This is a genomic window from Aquisalimonas lutea, assembly GCF_030409225.1.
In the GTDB taxonomy this organism is placed as follows: Bacteria; Pseudomonadota; Gammaproteobacteria; order Nitrococcales; family Aquisalimonadaceae; genus Aquisalimonas; species Aquisalimonas lutea.
Map to the genome: position 1 here is coordinate 464,873 of NZ_JAUFPK010000001.1, position 19,098 is coordinate 483,970.

The window sequence follows — 19,098 nt, forward strand, 5'->3', positions numbered from 1 at the left end:
ATGGAGGAAGACATGCTCGCGGTGCGCAACCTGCACAAGGGCTTCACCCTGCACCTGCGGGACCGGCTGCGGCTGCCGGTGCTCGCCGGCGTGTCCCTGGACGTGCGCGCCGGCGAGTGCCTGGCGCTGACGGGGCCGTCCGGTACCGGCAAGTCCACCCTGCTGCGCTGCCTCTACGGCAACTACCGCTCGGAGCAGGGCAGCATCCGCGTTCGCCACCGCGGCGGCTGGCTGGACCTGGCCCGCGCCCATCCCCGGCAGGTCCTGGCGGTGCGCCGCGAGACCCTCGGCTACATCAGCCAGTTCCTGCGGGCGGTACCCCGGGTCAGCACCCTGCAGCTGGTCGCCGAGCCGCTGGTGGCGCGGGGCGTCGCGCCGCAGGATGCACGGGCCCGGGCCGAGGACATGCTGCGGCGCCTGCGGCTGCCGGAGGCGCTCTGGCCCGTGCCGCCGGATACGTTCTCCGGCGGCGAGCAGCAGCGCGTCAACGTCGCCCGGGGGCTCATCGGCCGCCTCCCCGTGCTGCTGCTGGACGAGCCCACCGCCTCCCTGGACCCGGACAACAAGGCCGTGGTGCTGGAGTGCGTACAGGAGGCGAAGACGGCGGGCGCGGCCATCATCGGCATCTTCCATGACACGGCAGCGAGAGACGCCCTGTGCGACCGCGCCTACGACATGACGGCCGCGCGCCCGGAGACGTGCGCCGGATGACGACGCCCCCGGGAGCGGTCCCGGGGGCGCAAGGGGCGCATTGAAGAGCCCGGGTTCCCGGGGCTCAGAAGCGGTACTGGAGGTTCACCGAGGCCATGTCCACGTCCGTATCGTCCATGGCCATGCGGTCGTACTCCAGCCGCAGATCGGTGCGGGGCGAGACCGTCATGCGGGCGCCGACGCCGTAGAACAGGTCGTTGCCGTCGTCGCTTTCGCTCAGCGGCCCGTACCTCCGGGTGCGGTCCCAGAACATCTGGCCGACCTTGCCGTACGGCGCGAACCAGTCCGTCACCGGCAGGGCCGCGATGCCGGCGATGGTCCAGCCGTCGGCCTCCATCTCGGCGTTGCCGTCCTCGGTCTCGCCGAAATCCCGGTAGCCAACCTCCAGGGCGAAGACCCGGTTGACCTCCATGCCGCCGAAGGCCCGCCAGGACCAGCGGTTGTCCTTGAGGTCGTCGTCCTCTTCCAGGAAGTCCTCCTCGTCCAGCCGATAGTAGCCCAGGCCGCCGCCGACGTAGCCCCGCACCTCGGGATTGCCGGTCCCCTGCGCGGAGGCGCCGATCGGCGCCGCCACGAGGCCGGCGGCGGTCACGGCGGCGGGGAGCAGTTTCATCAATCGCATGATTCACTCCTTTTGCTTGCACGCACCTCCCTTACCCCTGCGGAGCGGGCCGCAGGGCCAAGGTCGGCTTCTCCAGTGGACATTGCTCCGGCTACAGCGGCGGCCGACCCCGTACCGCGTTGGCGATCAGCGAGATCACGAGCAGCACCAGGAAGACGAAGAAGATGATCTTCGCGATCTCGGTGGCGACCCCCGCGATACCGGTAAAGCCGAGCACGCCGGCAATGATTGCGATAACCAGGAAGGTAACGATCCAGCCAATCATGTCCTGTTCTCCATGGCCGCGTGTTCAGGATGGACGGCCTGCCGAGTCACTGGTCGAGCGACTCCTCGACATCGTCCGCAGCGTCGTCCATGGCGTCTCCCGCTTCCTCGGCCGTCTCGTCGATCTGCTCGCCGGCCTCCTCGGCGGGACCCTGGTCTTCGCAGCCGGCCAGTGCCCCTGCGCCCAGCAGGAGCGTCAGGCACAACATGAGCAGGGTGTGGCGTGTGTTCAGCATGTGAGCATCCTTTCCGTACCGGTGCATGGCCGGCCCGGGCGGGCCGGTGTCGACGGTGACCAGGGATGCCCCGCGCCACCGTCTATTGCGTATACGCACGGGGGCCGGGAAGAGTTCCCGGCACGAGTCCACGCGGGGATCTCCGGGCGGGCGGGAAGGCCGTGACGCATGAGCCGAAGGCGACGGCTTCTGCTACCGTGACGGGGTCCGGTCAGCGTGCCGGGCGATGCGTCGACGCCCGGGTGCGGGCACCGTCGACACCACGAACGAGGAGACAGGGGGTGGCATGGGTGCTGCCGGAACCATGCGTATGGACCGGGTGCTTTCCGGTACCGCAGCGCTGATTGTCGGCCTGGGCCTGGCGCGCTTCGGCTACACACCGCTGGTGCCGCTCATGGTGGATGCCGGCTGGTTCAGCGCGGCCGCCGCCGGCTACCTGGGTGCCGCCAACCTGCTCGGCTACCTGTTCGGCGCGGTCACGGCGGCACGCTTCTCGGAACGGGTCGGCGCGGCGCCGGCCATCCGCACCGGGCTGATCGTGGTGACCCTGAGCTTTCTGCTGTGCTCCTGGCCGGCGGGCTTTGCCTGGTTCTTCCTGTGGCGCTTCCTGTCCGGATGGGCGGGCGGCATTCTCATGGTGGTCGCCGCCTCCACGGTGCTGACCACCACCCCGGCGGACAGGCGTCCCATGGCCGGCGCGCTGGTGTTCAGCGGTGTCGGCTTCGGCGTCCTGTTCGCGGCCAACGCCGTGCCCTGGCTGGGCGCATTGTCGGTGGGCTGGGGCTGGGCGTCCCAGGGACTGCTGTGCCTGCTGCTGACCCTGGCCACCTGGCGGGGCTGGCGCGGGCTTCCGGCCACCGGCGGGCAAGCCGGCACGGCCGCGGGCACCCCCGCGGGCAAGGCGCTGCCCTTCGCGGCGCTGCTGGTGGTCATCGGCTACGGCCTGCAGTCCGTGGGCTACGTTCCGCACACGCTGTTCTGGGTGGATTTCCTCGCCCGCGAGCAGAACCTGGGCACCGTGTTCGCCTCCGCGCAGTGGAGCGTGTTCGCGGCGGGCGCCATCGCCGGGCCGGTTCTGTCCGGCTGGGTCGCCGGCCGCATCGGCTGGTACGGCGCGCTGATGCTGGCGGTGGCCCTCATGACCGTCGCGGTGCCGCTGTCCAGCGTTGCCGATACCGTGATCCTGGCGTCGCTTTGCTCGTTCATCGCCGGCGCCATGATTCCGGGCCTGGTCTCGCTGACGTCCGGCTACCTCTCGCGCCTGGTGCCGCTGGAACAGCACCGGCGCGCCTGGGGCTGGGCCACCACGTCGTTCGCGCTGGCCCAGGCCATCGGCGGGTACGCGCTGGCGGCCGTGTTCGGCTACGCGGGCTCGTACCAGCCCGTGTTCCTCATCGGCGGCGCGTTCCTGCTCTGCGGCCTGGCGGTGGCCGCGCCGTCAGCAGGGCGCGCGCGCTCGGCCGCGACCGAGCGCACCTGAGGCCATCGCCGGCGGGCGCGCGGCGGGGCGCGTCCGTGTCGCCCGCCAACACCGGGAGAAGCCATGAAGCGTTTGCCCGTACAACTCGTCCTGCTGGTCATCCTGGGCCTGGTGCTCACGCCCGCGCCGGCGCAGACCGACGCGGCCCGGGAGGCGCTGCGCTACCGTCTGGAGTCCATCCCGCCCGAGCGGCCGCTGATGGCGGGCACGGAGCCGATCCCGGCCTCGCAGGCGGTCCGCCAGTTCTACCAGCAGCGCCTCTACGAGCCGGCCTGGGTCCAGCCGGACGGCAGCGTCCCGTACGGCCGGCAGCTGGTGCGGGCGCTGATGCACGCGAACCGCGACGGCCTGCCCCCGGAGGACTACCGGATCGAGCGCGTCAACGCCGTCCTGGACCGTCTCGCCGCCCTCCGCCAGCGGGACGCGCTTGCGCCGCGGCACGTGGTGGACGCCGAGCTGATCCTGAGCGGCACGTGGATGACCCTGGGATCCCACAGCCTGCTCGGCCGCACGGACCCGAAGTCGGCGGATCCGCAGTGGCGGATCGCCCGCCGCGGCGGCGACCTGCCGGGCCTGCTCCAGCAGGCCGTGGACGACGGCGCCGTCTACCGAGATCTGCGCGGGCTCCTGCCGCAAGCCGACGGCTACGCGCGGCTGCGCCGGGCGCTGGCGCGTTACCGAGGCATCGCGGAACAAGGCGGCTTCGAGGAGATCCCGGCCGGGCCGACACTGTGTCGCGGCGACCAGGGGGAGCGGGTTGCACTGCTGCGCCGCCGCCTGGCCATGACCGATGACACGGAATCCGCGGCCGCCGGCGAGCCGGACCGCTTCGACGCCGGCCTGGAGCAGGCCGTACGCCGGTTCCAGGCCCGCCACGGGCTGGAAGAGGACGGGGTCGTGGGCCGCAACACCCTCGCCGCCCTGAACGTGCCCGCCGGCGAGCGCGTGCAACAGATCCGGGTCAACATGGAACGCTGGCGGTGGCTGCCGCAGGAGCTGGGCGAGCGCTACATCATGGTCAACATCGCCGGCTTCGACATGACGGTCGTGGACGACGGCGAGCCGGTGATGACCCAGCGGGTGGTGGTCGGCCGGGACTACCGCCAGACGCCGGTGTTCTCCGGACGCATGACCTATCTGGTGCTCAACCCGGCCTGGGAGGTGCCGCATTCCATCGCCGTGCGCGATCTGCTGCCCCAGATCCGCCAGGATCCGGAGTACTTCCACCGCATGGGCTTCCAGCTCTTCCAGGGCTGGGGCGCCGGGCAGCAGGAGATCGACCCGGCGACAGTGGACTGGCAGAACGTTGCCGACCCCCGCTTCCCCTACCGCTTCCGCCAGCGTCCCGGCCCCCTGAACGCCCTGGGCACCGTCAAGTTCATGTTTCCCAACGAGCACGCGGTCTACCTGCACGACACCCCGGCACGCGACCTGTTCCAGCGGGCGGACCGGGCCTTCAGCTCCGGCTGCATCCGTGTCGAGCAGCCCCGGGAACTCATCGATCTGCTGCTGGCGGACAGCCCGCGCTGGCCGCCGGACGCCGTCCGCGAGGCGCTCGACGGCAAGCGCGAGCAGACGGTGCCCCTGCCCCAACCCATTCCCGTCCACCTGCAGTACATGACGGCCTGGGTGGACGACGACGGCCGCGTGCACCTGCGCAAGGACATCTATAATCGCGACGGCCGGGTCGCCGAGGCCCTGGACGCCCCGCCCCCGGAACGCGGGGACCTGCCGTAGTCGCGGCTGCTTTCCCCCGCGCACCGGTCTATCATTCAGTTGCCGGCCGGCTGCAGGATGCCTGCCGGCCCCCGGCACGAGGACCGCACCTTGGATCAACGATTCCCCGACCGCGCGCCCGGGCCGGCGCGCCGGTGTCTGCTGGCCCTACTCGTCGCCGGGTTGCTGGTGGCCTTGCCGGCAGCGGCGACGGGACACAAGCTCGGCTTCTCCCTGCAGTTCCGCAACGAGGTGACGCCGTACCGCGTCCAGGGCATCTTTGCCCTGCCCGGGGAGCGGCTCGACCTGGCCATCGTCGCGGGCGGGGACGGCACGTACCGGCTCGCGGCCCCGGAGGCACGGTCCCGCGAGACGGGGCGGGGCCGCTGGCAGTGGCGAGCCCCCGAAGACCCCGGCCTGCACGTGCTCGAGGTGGCGCGGCTGGACACCGGGGAGACCATGACGCTGAACGTCTTCGTCACCGTCCCGCGGGCGGCGAGCACGGGCCCCGGCATCATCGACGGCTATCGCATCGGCCGCTATCCGGCGGAGCCGTTTCGCGGGCTCCCCGCGTACCGGCCGCCGCGCGGGTTCATCCGGGTGACCCGGGAGAATCGCGACGTCCACGTATCACCCCATTTCACCCTGGGGCAGTTCGTGTCCAAGCAGGGCGGGGCCTATCCGCGCTACATGGTGCTGCGCGAGCGCATGCTGCTGGCCCTGGAGGCGATCCTGGAGGAGGTCCGGGCCGAGGGGATCCCGGCGGAGACCCTCACCATCATGAGCGGCTTCCGCACGCCCTGGTACAACGCGCACATCGGCCAGGGGCGCCACAGCCGCCATCTCTGGGGCGGCGCCGCCGATATCTATATCGACCAGCGCGCCCCCCGGGGCCGCATGGACGATCTCAACGGCGACGGCCGCAGCGACCTGGAGGACGCCCGTGTGCTGGCGCGGATCGTGGCGCGGGTGCAGCGCCGGCGGGAGCCCGTGGACTTCACCGGCGGACTGGGCATCTACGGACCCCGGGCCCACCGCGGACCGTTCGTCCACGTGGACGTGCGCGGCTACCGCGCGCGCTGGGAGGCGCCGTAAACGGCCCCGTCACGGGAAGTCGCCGGTACACCGGGAGGCCTCAGCCGCGGCGAGGAACCGGTCGAGATCCGTGCGCAGATGCAGCTCGCCGTCGCGGGGGTGGATGCCGATCCGCAGCGGCCTCCCGCTCGCCCGCGCCCGGCGCGCCTGGTGGGCGTTCCATGCCCGCAGGAACGCCGCCACAGGGCGGCTGTCCGCCTCGAACCCGGCCAGGGGCAGACGCTCGACACGGCCCGTTGCGGTGTCCAGCAGCCCGCCCAGGACCTCCACGCGCTGGTAGGGCAGCTCGCGCAGGCGCTCGCGGCGGATGCGGCCGAGCGCCCAGGCGGGCGGCACGTAGGTCGCGGGCGCCGGCAGCCCGTTGCGCGGGAACCACTCGGCCGAGGCACGCATCAGCCGGACGATGCCGTCTTCGTCCCGGGCCAGGTGCTCGGCGACATCCCGGGAGATCAGCGCCGCGTGGATGCGGTGGTAGAGGCCGCGCACGGCGTCGACGCGGTGAAACCAGCCGTGGGCGGCGAGCTCCATGCCCGCCGCGTGCCATTGCGCGAGCGTGCGCACCTGCTCCGGGGTCCACGCGCGGCCGGGGACAACCAGGAGGGTGATCGCGGTGTGGCCGTGCTCCCGGACCCGATCGATCAGCGCCTGGACCCGCTCCAGGGTCTCGGGCATAACATCGTGGATGGAGATCAGCGACCGCACGGGTTCCCCCGCCCATGCCGGCCCAGCACCCGCAGCCAGTCGTCGATGGTGCGCTCGTTGAACGCGACCGCCGCCGCCCGGGCCGCGTCGCCCGCCGCGGCCAGCTCCCCGGGCGTCAGCCCCCGCAGGCGGTGGATGGCCCCGGCCAGGGACTCGTCCCGGCCGTAGGCGAACAGCCCCGGGCGCAGCTCGGGCCAGTCCCGGATGCCGGCGTTCTCCGAGACCAGGGCGGGCCGCCCGCGGGCCATGGCCTCCAGCGCCACCGAGCCGAACGTCTCCAGGTGCGAGGGCAGCACCAGCAGCCGGGCGCCGTCGATCATGGCCCGCAGCCGGGCCCGGTCCAGCCAGCCCCGGTATTCGACGTTGCCCAGCTCGCGGGCCGCGGCCTCCACGCGGTCCCGCAGGGGGCCGTCACCGCCGATGACGAAATGGATATCCGGGTGCTCGCGGGCGGCGTCGAGCACCGCCTCCAGGTTCTTCTCCGCCGCCAGGCGCCCGGCGAAGCAGATGGTGTCCAGCGGCCCGGGCTCCAGCCCCTGCGGGGCTTCCAGGAAGCGCGGATCCAGCGGCGTGCCGACGATATCCACCCGGGGGGCGCCCAGCCCTTCCAGCGTCCCGGTGAGGCCGTCGCTGTTGCCGAGCACGGTAGCGCTGCGGCGGCCGATGAAGCGGTTGACCCCGCGCATGGCGCCGGTGATCAGGCGTCGGCGCAGCGGCCCCCAGTACAGGTCCGCCAGGCCCTCGAAGTTGGTGTGATAGGCGGAGATGAAGCCGCAGCCATGCCGGCGCGCCAGCCACAGGCCCAGCAGGCCGAAGGGGCCCGGCGTGACCGTGACCACCAGGTGGGGGCGCAGCTGCCGCATCGCCCGCCGGACGCGCCACAGATTGGGCACCACCAGGGTCTGTGTCGAGTCCCCGGGCAGCGGCATGGCCAGCCGCCACCGCCCGGTGCGCGGCCGCGGCTGGATCACCTGGACGGCCTCCAGGCGGGGGCGCAGGTATTCCACGAGATCGTGGTAATAGGCCCCGGTGCCGTTGCGCTCCGGCAGTGAATCCGAAAAGAAGGCGACGCGGAGACCGGACGCCGCCTGCTGCTCCGTGGGAAGGTCGCTCATGATGCCGGCCGGATGCAGTGAGGCAGGGCGCGGAGCCGCTGATAGGCGGGCAGCAGCCGCTCCTCCAGCGTCGCCCGGGGGACGGCGAGGGCGTCGACGCTGTGCCGGTGGCCGCCGCCACCACCGGCGAGGGCGTCCAGGCCGGCACGAAGCGAGGCACTCACCGGCTCATCCAGCTGCGCCAGGGCACCGCGCACCGTCTCTTCGGGCTTGCTTCGCAGGTCGGCCATATCCACCACGGCCACGCGCTCCCGGGGCCATTGCGCCAGAGTATCCGCCAGATGCTGCAGGGTTTCGGCGTACATGTCGACAAACAGCGCCTGGAAGCCGGCATCGTCGACACGGGTGCCGAACAGCGCCCGGGCCGACGCCACGGAGCTGATCTGCGAGCTCAGCGCCGCCACCGGCTCGCGCGTGCAGATGATGAACCGCGCCTGCGGGAAGCGTTCGCGCAGACCGGTGACCCAGGAGCCGAACGCGGCATTCTTGGACAGCAGCACGCGCCGTGCGCCGTCGGCGTAGAGGTGCCGTTGCAGCACCCGCTCGTAGAAGGCGAGGAGTCGGCGACGGCGGCCGGCGGCCACGGCGGTGTCAAAGTGTCCCAGTGCCTGCAGGCCCCGGGCACCGGGAAAGACCAGCAGCAGCAGGAAACAGCCGCCCGTCGGCAGCAGCGCCAGGTAGTCCTCCTCGGCCGCGTCCAGGCCCACGTCGTGGACCGCCGCGAGATCGCCGGTGAGCCGTTGCGTCGCGGCCGCCAGCCCACGGCGCAGATACCCGCCGAGCCGCGCATCCACCCACGCCAGCCCGCGCACCATGCGGCGCTGGAGGATCGACGGTGCGAACAGCGCCTCCCAGGTGGTGAGCGTTGTATAGCGCTCGCGGTCCACGGCCAGCGCGCGGTGGAGAGCGGTGGTCCCGCTGCGCGGGATGCCGGTGATGAACACGGCGCGCCCCACCGTCACGCGCCGATAGCGCGGGAACAGCAGGTCATCCAGGACGAGGCACAGCATGTGGACCAGCTGCACCACCAGGAACACCGGCAGACCACCCAGCAGCACCAGCGCGCGACGCACCCGCAGGGGCGCCCGGGCATCACGGGGCCGCAGGAACGCCCCGGCCCACCAGCCCAGGTGCAGGACCAGACCCTGGAGACAGCCGGCGATGGTCACCATCGGCGCTCGAACACCATGCGGCTGGAGAACAGGAAGTTGAAGCACATCCCGGCCACCCCGCCGAGCCAGACGCCCAGCAGCGGCAGCCAGAAGGCGGCCCCGATGCCGAGGGCCATCTCCCGGCCGGCGAACAGCGTCAGCAGGAACACGCCGTAGTTGATCAGCCCCCCGGTTCCGTGGACGCCGTAGAAGCGCAGCAGCTGGGCGGCCACGCCCCGGTCGCCCGCGCGCCCCGGGAACGTGAAGCGGCTGTTGAGGAAATAGCCGGCGGTGATCGCCGCCAGATAGGAGAACAGCCGGGACAGGTACACGTTGATATCGATGCCCTCGTGCAGGGCGTAGAGACCGCCGGCATCGATCAGCGAGATCGCGCACGCGACCGCCGCGAAGCGGGCGAAAGTCGGGGCCGCCCCGGCCGAGCGCATCACGCGCTGCAACATGACCGTCTCCCTGCCCTCTCGTACAACCCACCGATCACCGTCGCCGCTGCCCTGAAAGCTGCCATACCCCGCCCCCGTTGCTCGCGGCCGTCCCCGGCCGGCATGCCCCACTCCGCGTTAATACGTACGTAACTCCGCGAATAGTCGATAAATTCCGGCTCCGTACACTGATCATCAGGCGTTCACCCCACAAGGGGGGACAGAACCGAAGCAACGCAAAGCGAGGTCCATCATGCATATCCGAGTCGTGACAGCAAGTCTTCTCATGGGTGCCATTGCGTCATCTACCGCGGTCGCCGACACGACCCGCGAGCGGTTGATCGACGACGGCTTCGCCGCGGCGCCCATCGAGCCCACCACGGTGGTGCACACGGTCGCCGTCGATCCCCGGAGCGCCGGGCTGGCCGAAGCGATCCAGCTGGGCCTGGCGCAGCCGGAGACACGCGTGGTGAGCAGCAGCGAATTCATGCGCATCAGTGACGACGGCGACCTCTCGGCAACGCAGGAGCAGCTGCGCAAGCTTGGTTTCGCCGCGGAGACCCTGGGCTTTCGCGCCGGCCTGGAAGCGGACAGCGAGGCCATCGCGCGCAGCGAATGAACCCGCCCGAGCGGAAAGGCGAATCCCGCCCACCGGGGCCGAAGGGGTACTTCGCCCCGGTGGTCAATTCCGACCCATCGGCCTTATCCTGACCTGTACTAGTGTCCTGCAACCCGGGTTCGCCAGGGCGAGGCGCGGCTCGCAGGCAATGGCCGTCGCCCTTGGCAAGAGGCGCAACGAAGCCCTGGCACCGCACAGACGCTCGAAATCCAACGAACCTGGGTTACAGGACACTCGGCACTCGCAACAATACCAAGGAGGCAGTCATGGGATTCGCGCTATCCAACATGCAGATCATCAGCCCCGCGTTCGACCACGGTGAGCCCATCCCCAAGAAGTTCACCGGCGAGGGCGAGGACGTCTCCCCGGCGCTGTCCTGGAGCGGCGTACCCGGCGAGACCCAGTCCTTCGCCATCGTCTGCCACGACCCCGACGCCCCGCTGGTCACGGGACGCGGCACGTACGGATTCGTCCACTGGGTGCTCTACAACATTCCTGCCTCGGTGCATGACCTGCCCGAGGGGGTCTCCGACTACACCACCGGGCCCAACGACTTCGGCAACACGGGCTACGGCGGGCCCATGCCCCCGGAAGGCCACGGCGTCCACCAGTACTATTTCTGGGTCCTGGCGCTGAACCAGGCCCCGAACCTGGAGGCCGGGCTGAGCCTGTGGGAGCTCCTGGAACGGCTGGAGCCGCATATCATCGGCATGAACCGGCTCGTAGGAACGTACGAGCGCGGCTGAGCCGTCCCACCGGCGCGGGGCCCGTCGGGCCCCGTTGCTGAGCAGCAGCAGGCCGGGGACAGCCCGCATGGGTACGGACCCGACAGGAGGGACACGCCATGCAGACGCAACGACTGGACTTCCCCGGCGCCTCCGGCCAGACGCTGGCCGGACGGCTCGACCTGCCCGACACGCCACCGCGGGCCTACGCCCTGTTCGCCCACTGCTTCACCTGCGGCAAGGACATCAAGGCCGCCAGCCGCATCGCATCCGCCCTGGCCGAGGAGGGCATTGCCACCCTCCGGTTCGACTTCACCGGCCTGGGCGGCAGCGAGGGCGAGTTCGGCAATACCGGCTTCCGCTCCAACATCGAGGATCTCACGGCCGCCGCCGCGTTCATGCGCGAGACCGGGCGGCCCGTCGCCATTGCCATCGGCCACAGCCTCGGCGGCGCCGCGGTCCTTGCCGCTGCCGGCGACATTCCCGAGTGCCGCGCCGTGGGCACCATCGCCGCGCCGTTCGACGCCGACCACGTGCTCGCCCATCTCGGCGAGCAACGCGCGGAGATCGAGGCCGAAGGGGAAGCGACCGTGAACCTCGGCGGGCGGGCGTTCCGGATCCGGCGCGCGTTCATCGAGCAGACCAGCAACCAGGATCAGGGCGCACGCATCGCGCATCTCCACCGCCCGCTGCTGGTCCTGCACGCCCCTCTCGACCGGACCGTGGATATCGACAATGCGCGCAGGATCTTCGAGACGGCGAAGCATCCCAAGAGCTTCGTCTCCCTGGACAGCGCGGACCACCTGCTGAGCGATCCGGCCGATGCCCGCTACGCGGCCACGGTCATCGCGGCCTGGGCGGCGCGGTATCTGCCGGAGCCCGCCGGCGAGGACGCGGCGAGCCAGGGCACCGAGCCGGGCACGGTGCGCGTGACCGAGACCGGCACAGGCCGCTTCCAGCAGCGCGTGGAGGCCGGGCCCCACCGGCTGCTTGCCGACGAGCCCGTAGCCAACGGCGGCGACGACTCCGGACCGGACCCGTACGGCTACCTGCTCGCCGGCCTCGGTGCATGCACCAGCATGACCATCCGCATGTACGCCCGGCACAAGGGCATCGATCTGCGGTCCGTGCAGGTCACGCTCCGGCACGAGAAGATCCACGCCGAGGACTGCGAGCACTGCGAGACCCGCGAAGGCCGGATCGACCGCATCACGCGCACCATTCGCCTCGACGGCGAGCTGACCGACGCCGAGCGCGCGCGCCTGCTGGCCATCGCCGATCGCTGCCCCGTCCACCGCACGCTGCACTCCGAGGTGGACGTGCAGACGACCGAGAGCGACCACTCCAGCGCCTGACCGGCGCTCCGCACCCCCCCCGGGGCCTTCCCTAGCATCCGGCCGTCGCCGGAGCTCGCCCCTGCGCCATGTCCGCCCGGGACTTCCGTAATACCCCTAATAGCCCCGCGCACCCCCGGAAGCTAGCTTGGGAACAGTGGCTCGCCACGCCGAATGCCAGCGGGCGCCAAGCCATGCACACGGGAACGACGAGGAGAGACGCAATGGTTGGACGAGCAGAAGCCGGGGCCGACGTACTGGGGCCCGTGTATCGACACGCGCACTGGGCTCTGCGCCTGGCCCTGGCCAGCGTCTTCATCTACCAGGGCGTGGACAAGTTCATGGGGGCCGGCATCGCCGGCTTCGCCACTGCCATGGAGCTGCCATGGATCCTGGGGCTGCTGGTGGCGCTGACCGAGATTGCCGCCGGCGTACTGGTGGTCGCGGGCGCATGCACCAATCCATGGATAACGCGGCTGGGCGCACTGCTGGTCGTGCCGGTCATGCTGGGCGCGATCGTCATGGAGCACTGGGGCCAATGGCATTTCATGGCCACGGCCAGCCATCCGCTCGGGGGCATGCAGTTCCAGGTCACGCTGCTGCTCGTCGCACTGTATCTGTTCGTTCGCGGCAACGACGTCTGAAAGGGGGAACACCCATGGCAAGTAACCAGGAAAAGAGGGAGCAGCTCCTCCGGACGCTGTCCAGGGGCGTCGCCTACTCCGCGCCGCTGATCGCGGCGGTCGCGGGCGTCGCGGCCGTGCACGCGATCGTCAGCGACGCGACCTCGGCAGAGAGCGGCTATTACATGGCAGCTGCCGGGGAGGCGGAAGCCGGGGGCGAGGCCGAAGGCGCACCCGAAGGTGAAGCGGAAGGCGAGGCAGGAGCCGAGGGCGCGGCGGAGGCCGAAGGAGAGGCCGAAGCGGAAGGTGAAGGCGAAGGGGCGTCCGAAGGTGAGGCGGAGGGAGAAGCCGAGGGCAGCTGACCCCGGGCGGAAGCAGCCGCGAGTGCATCGCCTGAAATCGAATTGCCCCCGCAGCCATCCGGCCGCGGGGGCAATTCGTTCGGGGAAGGTTCAGGCTTCGCCTTCGCCTTCGCCCTCACCTTCCCCTTCACCCTCGCCTTCACCTTCGCCCTCGGCGAGGATCGTCTCCTCGGCCACCTCGTAGTCGCCGGTCGCCAGCTCTGCCGAGCCGGCGTCGGCGGCCACCGCGTGACCGGCGCCGGCCGCGGCGACGATCATGAGAGGGGCCGAGTACAGAAGGCCGCGGGAGAGATGACTCATCAGGGATCTGCGTGTATCACTGGTCTGGGGCATAGAATCCTCCTTTCCTGTACCAGGCTGACTACAGCATACGCCGTTCAGGACGACGTCCTCCGAGTATCGGACGCACCTGCGGGCGACGATATACGCAATTCAACGTACATGCGCGCACACCGCGCAATGGTACGTTCTCTCACGCAAGCACCGAACAATTCCGGCAATCAGGCATGCCCTCGCGGAGAAAGGGAGAAGTCAACGGCATGGCGGAAGAGGACACCAACAGGCGGTTCTGGCTGGGCGGCAAGCGGGAGCCGGAACAGGACCGGTACTTCCTGGAGGCCCTGGACGACAGTATCTGGACCGAGGGCGGACCGGATGACTGGCATGCCTGCTGGTATACCGGCATGCCGGAGAAATCGGTCTTCACCGGACTCACGGCCGGGCAGTCCATCAATCACATCCCCGGCAACAGCGTGCTGACCATCAAGAGCAACCTGCACGCGACCCTCGCCGGGGCATACCGTCGCATCGTCGCACAGGAGGGCGAAGGCAGCCGGGCGGCACGCCGCATGGCCTTCTTCCCGCGTGTCTACGCCATGCCGGACGACTACCACGCGCTGCAGGAGGCGGCCCGGCTGGCGCCGGAGAAGCCCTGGATCGTCAAGCCGAAGAACTCCGCCCGCGGCAAGGGCATCTCGGTGATCCGCGACGCGGCCACCGCGCCGGTGGACAACGCCTCCATGGTCCAGGAGTACATCGATACCCCCCATATCATGGACGGGCACAAGTACGTGCTGCGGCTGTACGTACTGATCAGCTCCGTGGAGCCATTGCGGGTCTACCTGTACAACGAGGGCTCGGTGAAGCTGGCCTCGGAACCCTATGACCCGGGCTCCATCGACAATGTCTATGCGCACCTGACCAACCCGGACATCAACGCCACCAACACCGCCAGCGCCTCGCCGGTGGTGTTCCGCAGCTTCGCCCGCTACCGCGAATGGCTGCGCGCCCAGGGGCATGACGACGCCGCGCTGTTCGCCCGCCTGCGCGACATGGTGGCGCTGACAGCGATCGCGGCGCGGGAGCCCATGCGGCAACGGCTCCAGGACACGCCCGGGGACACCGGCGGCTGCTACGAGCTGCTCGGCCTCGACTGCCTCGTGGACGCCGACCTCAACCCGTGGATCCTGGAATGCAACCTCAGCCCGTCGCTGGACGTCTGCGCCGCGCCCGCGGACGGCGGCGACGTGGAGGAGGAAATGAAGCGTCGGCTGGTGGCCGACATGGTGCGCCTGCTCGATCTCAACCAGCGCGACCAGGAGGAATTCGCGAGCGCTGACCCCGCGGAACGCCTCCGCCAGCAGGCGCGCGCCGAGCACGCCCGGGCAGGGGACTACACGCGGGTCTACCCGGTCGCCGAGGCCGATGCCTACCTCCCCTTCTTCCCGCTGCCGCGCCTGGCGGACCTGGTTCTGGCGGACGACGCGGCGGGCCGGAGCGTCGAGCGCCCGCGCGTGACGCCCTGGGCCACCGAGGAGCTCATCGACGAGCAGCGGCTGGGGCTGTACTGCCGCCACACGGGCACCCTGTATACGCCCAACGAGACCGCATCGTGGATCTGGCTGCAGGCGGCCGACGGCACCGACCCGGACGCCATTGCCGATGCCCTGATCGATACCGGCCACCAGGCGGGCCAGGCACCGGATCCGTGGCAGGTGCGCCAGCAGGTCTGGGACGTGCTCGCCGACTCGGCGGCATCCGGGCTCCTCCTCCAGCACGGCTGCGGAGACGACACCACGGGCGACGACGATACCCGCGCCACCGCCGGCGTGGTGCCGGAGACCCCGGAAGCCTCCGTCATGGACATCCGCGCCGGCACGATCGTCTGGCGTGTCGACCTTCCCGACATGGCCACCCGCGAGCGGCTCGCCGGCCTGTTCCGGCGGACCCCGGACGGCGCGTCGCCGGCGCGTACCCTGGTGATCCGGCGGGCGCGGCGCGGCTATGCGCTGGCCGACGAGCATGCCGTCCGCGCCGACGGGGTGCGGCTCGCCCGCCTCGCTCCCGCCCTGCGGGGCATCCTGCTCCGGGATTCGGTGCCCGATCCCGCCGCGTGGAGCGTGGACGGGGTGGTGGTGCCGCTTGCCGGCGGCACGCAGTCCCGCCGGGCCGCGCTGCTCGTCGGCGATGAAGCGACAGCCGCCGGCAAGGCCGGCGCGGATCTGGCGGCGACGCTCGCCATGCCGTGCTACAGCGGCGCCTACGTCATGGCAGAGACCCCCGAGCGCTTCCACGGCGCACAGCTCCCCGTTCCGCTCCCCTGCTCGGACCGGGAGCCCCCCATCCACGAGATGCGCGACCGGTCCCCGGCACGGCTATCGCCGGCCGGCGACAACGCCGGCGACGACGTCTTCACGGTGGACACGGTCATTGTCGTGGCGCGGGGGGATGATGATGCCGCAGACACAGCCCTCCACCGGATCGCGGGGCTCGACGTGCTCTCGGTGCTGCTCCCGCTGATCGGCACGGGCACCGGCGAGCCCCCCGACGGCGCGGATGTGGCCCGGCTGCTCGAGTGGCTGGGTGATTGCAGGTTGCTGAAGGTGCGTTCCGATAGCCCGGATGCCGGCGCCGCCCTGGCGAACGCGATTGCTTCCGGTGGACCGCACGATGCCTAGGAAAACGCTGCAGCGAATGCACTGACGCGGATTCCATATATGGTTATGAGGAATCGGTATCCGCTGCAGCCTCCTGTTCGCGGCCTCTCGCCCCTATACTGGAACCACTATTCCGTAATCGCCACGAGGTGACATATGCACAAGCGATTCATGCAGCTGCTCGCGCTGGTGCTGGTGGCGCTGCCGCTGATGGCCGGCGCCCGGTCCATGGAGCCGCTGGTATCGGTGGACTGGCTGGAACGCCATCTCGGCGGGGATGACCTGGTGGTGGTCGACGTCCGCAGCGGCATCGACGGCAGCGACCGGGCCACCTTCGAGGACGGCCACATCCCCGGCGCCGTCTACAGCAACTACGTCGAGGCGGGCTGGCGCCAGAGCGAGGACGGCGTCCCCGGGAAGCTTCCCCCGCAAGAGGACGTCGCCGCGCTCATCGGCTCCCTGGGCATCGACAACGAAACGGATGTGGTCATCGTGCCGGCGGGCGTCGGGTCCACGGACTTCGGCAGCGCCGCGCGGGTGTACTGGACCTTCAAGGTCATGGGCCATGACCGGGTGTCGATCCTCAACGGCGGCCACAAGGCCTGGGTGGAGGCCGGCAAGCCGCTCGAGAGCGGCTGGAACGAGCCTGAAACTGCCCGTTTCGAGCCGGACTTCCGGCCGGAGCTCATTGCCGACGCCGACGAAGTCTCCCGCGCCCGGGAGGCGGGTATCCAGCTGGTGGACAACCGCCCGGCGCCGCAGTATCGCGGCGAGGAAAAGCATCCCGCCGCGCGCGCAGCGGGAACCATTCCCGACGCCCTGAACCTGGAGCAGCAGACGCTCACCCGGGAAGGGACCGCGTTCATGGTCGACCGGGAGACGCTCGACGATCTCATGGCGCAGGCGAATGTCAGCGACGACCGGCAGACCATCACGTTCTGCAACACGGGCCATTGGGCTGCCCTGGGCTGGTTCGCCCTGAGCGAGGTCGGCGGCCAGGACAACGTGGCCATGTACGACGGCTCCATGGTCGACTGGTCCCGGGACGAGAACCGCCCGCTGGCCAGCGGCGGCCTGTTCGGCAACTGATCGCCGAACGTACGGAACACAGGAGGCCGGCAGATCGATATCTGCCGGCCTTTTTCATGGAATAACGAAACCCTTTCCGAACACAACCATCCCGTTTCCATCGCACGATTCCCCGCCCGAATGAACCTACGTATCTCCCGTTCGTCGAGCTACGTACGTACATTCGCCGTTGGTGCCTTTTCCCGTTTTCATTAACCTGAATTCTCAGAGGGCGTTTCCATTCCTGACGCCTTACACTGGCCGGTGCAACAGGAACGCGCGTCACACTGCGGGCAACGTGGGGGCTCGCAACGACGCGGGAAGGGAGACAGGCATGGCAATACGCCAACGCATCGGCGGGGCGCTGGCCCGCTTTCTCTCGCGTGATCGCCCGGGACTGGGCGACGGCCCCACCTCGGACCTGTCACTGCTGCGGGCCTGCCTCCGCCCCGGCGATGTTCTCCTGGTGGAGGGCACCAGCCGCTTCAGTACGGCCATCAAGTACCTGACCCAGTCCACGTGGTCGCATGCGGCGATATGCCTCTCCGGCGGGGCCGATGCGGAGCTGCTCGAGGCGGATCTCAACACCGGGGTGCGACGGGTCCCGCTGGAGACCTACGCCGGCTACCACACCCGCATCTGCCGGCCGGCGGCGCTGCGGGCGGAGGATCTCGACAGCGTGCTCGCGTACCTCACCGCCCGGGTCGGTCACCAGTATGATCTCCGGCACATCATCGATCTAGCGCGTTACCTCCTGCCGACACCGCCCGTGCCGGTTCGCTGGCGCCGCCGGATGCTGACCCTGGGCAGCGGCGATCCGACGCGGGCGATCTGCTCGTCGCTCATTGCCCAGGCGTTCCAGGCCGTTCACTACCCCATACTCCCGGTCGTGGAGTACGTACCCTGCCCCGGAAGCGCGCCGGGCGAATGCGTCCAGCGAACCATGCGTCGCCGTCACCATACGCTGTTCACGCCGCGTGATTTCGACATCTCGCCCTACTTCGCCGTCGTCAAACCCGTACTCGAGCACGAGTTCGACCCGAGCACCCTTCCCTGGGCCGATCCCGCCGAAACGTCACGCTGACGCCGCGGGGCCGGTGGCGCTACCCGGTGTGCCGTGCGCTTTCCTGCTCCGCCCAGTAGCGGCGCGTGGAAGGTGCCACACCGAAGCCCGTCGGGACCGTGACGCCCTGGAGACGGGCCATGATGCCGATGAGTGCCATGTGGTGGATCGTGTGGCTCTGGAGAAACATGAGCTCGCGCCCGAGGCTGGACGCCAGCGACGCCTCTGCGGGCTCGGAGGGATCGGCCACGGCGTACCGGACGGTTATCGGCGGATCGCCGTCCACGGTCCCGGCAAGCTCGGCCAGGGCGTACATCAGCCGCTGGAGGCGGCGGCCGGCATGGGCCCGCGACCGCTCCGTTGCACGGTCGCGGCTGCGGTGATGGTAGTCCGCATCGCCGTCAACGGCGGCAACCACCGCCTCGCCATGCTCGATGATGTGGCGCGCCTGCTGCCCGATGGAGCTGCCGTGGCAGGGATCGGCCGGCGCCACGAAGTCGCTGTCCGAAAGCCGCTCGATCAGGCTGTTCAGCTCCACGAGGGCACGGCGGTTCTGCTCCACGAGATCATCCAGATACCCGGCCATTGCATCCTCCGCCGCGTTATATCGCAAAAATCCACCGATTCCCGGGTCCGCCCGGATCGCAGCAGTGACGGCACCCGACGCCCCCCGGTTGTGCAGTTATCAGGATAGCGGCGACGAGCCCCGAATCGCATGCGTAATAATACGGAATCCGGGACGGCTTCCGGATAACGCCGCATCGCGCCCGGGCGACGGGCACTACGTAGAAACGCCGATACCCCCGGCCCGCCGGAAGGACTATCGTCACTGGTAC

The 19,098-nt window shown here is 70.2% G+C and carries 21 protein-coding genes; 12 read left to right on the forward strand and 9 right to left on the reverse strand.

Annotation, left to right across the window (positions count from 1 at the left end):
- On the forward strand, positions 1-711 hold the full coding sequence (phnL, locus tag QWY84_RS02300; RefSeq protein WP_290200831.1) for a phosphonate C-P lyase system protein PhnL: 711 nt from the start codon (positions 1-3) through the stop codon (positions 709-711).
- A gap of 64 nt (positions 712-775) precedes the next feature.
- Here the strand turns inward: phnL and QWY84_RS02305 are convergent, their stop codons facing one another.
- From QWY84_RS02305 to QWY84_RS02315, 3 genes are all read right to left on the reverse strand, one after another.
- A complete protein-coding gene (locus QWY84_RS02305) occupies positions 776-1,333 on the reverse strand; it encodes an outer membrane beta-barrel protein (RefSeq protein ID WP_290200832.1) in 558 nt (185 codons plus the stop codon).
- A 91-nt stretch (positions 1,334-1,424) separates the two neighbouring features.
- The gene (locus QWY84_RS02310; RefSeq protein ID WP_290200833.1) at positions 1,425-1,598 is read right to left on the reverse strand and encodes a DUF1328 domain-containing protein; all 174 of its coding nucleotides are present in this window, start codon (positions 1,596-1,598) and stop codon (positions 1,425-1,427) included.
- A gap of 46 nt (positions 1,599-1,644) precedes the next feature.
- Entirely contained in the window at positions 1,645-1,833 is a 189-nt protein-coding gene (locus QWY84_RS02315) for a hypothetical protein (protein ID WP_290200834.1), read from the reverse strand.
- A gap of 286 nt (positions 1,834-2,119) precedes the next feature.
- Here QWY84_RS02315 and QWY84_RS02320 point away from each other — a divergent pair, with 286 nt between their 5' ends.
- From QWY84_RS02320 to QWY84_RS02330, 3 genes are all read left to right on the forward strand, one after another.
- On the forward strand, positions 2,120-3,313 hold the full coding sequence (locus QWY84_RS02320) for a YbfB/YjiJ family MFS transporter (protein ID WP_290200835.1): 1,194 nt from the start codon (positions 2,120-2,122) through the stop codon (positions 3,311-3,313).
- Positions 3,314-3,376: 63 nt separating this feature from the next.
- Positions 3,377-5,050, forward strand: coding sequence for a L,D-transpeptidase family protein (locus QWY84_RS02325; protein WP_290200836.1), 1,674 nt, complete (start codon positions 3,377-3,379; stop codon positions 5,048-5,050).
- A 90-nt stretch (positions 5,051-5,140) separates the two neighbouring features.
- Positions 5,141-6,124 (forward strand): D-Ala-D-Ala carboxypeptidase family metallohydrolase, encoded by a 984-nt coding sequence (locus tag QWY84_RS02330; RefSeq protein ID WP_290200837.1) that lies wholly within the window; start codon positions 5,141-5,143, stop codon positions 6,122-6,124.
- 9 nt (positions 6,125-6,133) lie between these two features.
- On the opposite strand, the gene QWY84_RS02335 is transcribed toward QWY84_RS02330, so the two are convergent.
- Genes QWY84_RS02335 through QWY84_RS02350 form a run of 4 tightly spaced genes read right to left on the reverse strand, consistent with a single transcriptional unit; the run spans position 6,134 to position 9,553 of the window.
- Entirely contained in the window at positions 6,134-6,826 is a 693-nt protein-coding gene (locus tag QWY84_RS02335; RefSeq protein WP_290200838.1) for a polysaccharide deacetylase family protein, read from the reverse strand.
- Positions 6,814-7,941 carry a glycosyltransferase gene (locus QWY84_RS02340; RefSeq protein WP_290200839.1) on the reverse strand — a complete coding sequence of 376 codons (1,128 nt, stop codon included), beginning with the start codon at positions 7,939-7,941 and terminating at the stop codon, positions 6,814-6,816. Before QWY84_RS02340 ends, QWY84_RS02335 begins: the two co-directional genes overlap by 13 nt.
- Complete coding sequence (locus tag QWY84_RS02345) at positions 7,938-9,113, reverse strand: sulfotransferase (RefSeq protein WP_290200840.1); 1,176 nt, start codon at positions 9,111-9,113, stop codon at positions 7,938-7,940. Before QWY84_RS02345 ends, QWY84_RS02340 begins: the two co-directional genes overlap by 4 nt.
- The gene (locus QWY84_RS02350; RefSeq protein WP_290200841.1) at positions 9,107-9,553 is read right to left on the reverse strand and encodes a GtrA family protein; all 447 of its coding nucleotides are present in this window, start codon (positions 9,551-9,553) and stop codon (positions 9,107-9,109) included. Before QWY84_RS02350 ends, QWY84_RS02345 begins: the two co-directional genes overlap by 7 nt.
- Before the next feature lie 232 nt (positions 9,554-9,785).
- Between QWY84_RS02350 and QWY84_RS02355 the strand changes: the two genes are divergently transcribed.
- The 5 genes from QWY84_RS02355 to QWY84_RS02375 all read left to right on the forward strand — a co-directional run bounded on the left by QWY84_RS02355 (position 9,786) and on the right by QWY84_RS02375 (position 13,195).
- Positions 9,786-10,151, forward strand: coding sequence for a hypothetical protein (locus QWY84_RS02355; RefSeq protein ID WP_290200842.1), 366 nt, complete (start codon positions 9,786-9,788; stop codon positions 10,149-10,151).
- A 266-nt stretch (positions 10,152-10,417) separates the two neighbouring features.
- The gene (locus tag QWY84_RS02360; RefSeq protein ID WP_290200843.1) at positions 10,418-10,897 is read left to right on the forward strand and encodes a YbhB/YbcL family Raf kinase inhibitor-like protein; all 480 of its coding nucleotides are present in this window, start codon (positions 10,418-10,420) and stop codon (positions 10,895-10,897) included.
- A 98-nt stretch (positions 10,898-10,995) separates the two neighbouring features.
- Entirely contained in the window at positions 10,996-12,231 is a 1,236-nt protein-coding gene (locus tag QWY84_RS02365; protein WP_290200844.1) for a bifunctional alpha/beta hydrolase/OsmC family protein, read from the forward strand.
- Between the two features lie 203 nt (positions 12,232-12,434).
- Complete coding sequence (locus tag QWY84_RS02370; protein ID WP_290200845.1) at positions 12,435-12,854, forward strand: DoxX family protein; 420 nt, start codon at positions 12,435-12,437, stop codon at positions 12,852-12,854.
- Between the two features lie 14 nt (positions 12,855-12,868).
- The gene (locus tag QWY84_RS02375; RefSeq protein WP_290200846.1) at positions 12,869-13,195 is read left to right on the forward strand and encodes a hypothetical protein; all 327 of its coding nucleotides are present in this window, start codon (positions 12,869-12,871) and stop codon (positions 13,193-13,195) included.
- Positions 13,196-13,285: 90 nt separating this feature from the next.
- Here the strand turns inward: QWY84_RS02375 and QWY84_RS02380 are convergent, their stop codons facing one another.
- Positions 13,286-13,528: a hypothetical protein gene (locus tag QWY84_RS02380; protein ID WP_290200847.1), complete on the reverse strand. Its 243-nt coding sequence runs from the start codon at positions 13,526-13,528 to the stop codon at positions 13,286-13,288.
- Positions 13,529-13,734: 206 nt separating this feature from the next.
- Here QWY84_RS02380 and QWY84_RS02385 point away from each other — a divergent pair, with 206 nt between their 5' ends.
- From QWY84_RS02385 to QWY84_RS02395, 3 genes are all read left to right on the forward strand, one after another.
- Positions 13,735-16,152: a hypothetical protein gene (locus QWY84_RS02385; protein ID WP_290200848.1), complete on the forward strand. Its 2,418-nt coding sequence runs from the start codon at positions 13,735-13,737 to the stop codon at positions 16,150-16,152.
- Positions 16,153-16,287: 135 nt separating this feature from the next.
- Complete coding sequence (locus tag QWY84_RS02390) at positions 16,288-17,220, forward strand: sulfurtransferase (RefSeq protein WP_290200849.1); 933 nt, start codon at positions 16,288-16,290, stop codon at positions 17,218-17,220.
- Between the two features lie 313 nt (positions 17,221-17,533).
- Positions 17,534-18,283: a C40 family peptidase gene (locus tag QWY84_RS02395; protein ID WP_290200850.1), complete on the forward strand. Its 750-nt coding sequence runs from the start codon at positions 17,534-17,536 to the stop codon at positions 18,281-18,283.
- Positions 18,284-18,302: 19 nt separating this feature from the next.
- Here the strand turns inward: QWY84_RS02395 and QWY84_RS02400 are convergent, their stop codons facing one another.
- Entirely contained in the window at positions 18,303-18,848 is a 546-nt protein-coding gene (locus tag QWY84_RS02400) for a DinB family protein (protein WP_290200851.1), read from the reverse strand.
- Positions 18,849-19,098: the final 250 nt, after the last annotated feature.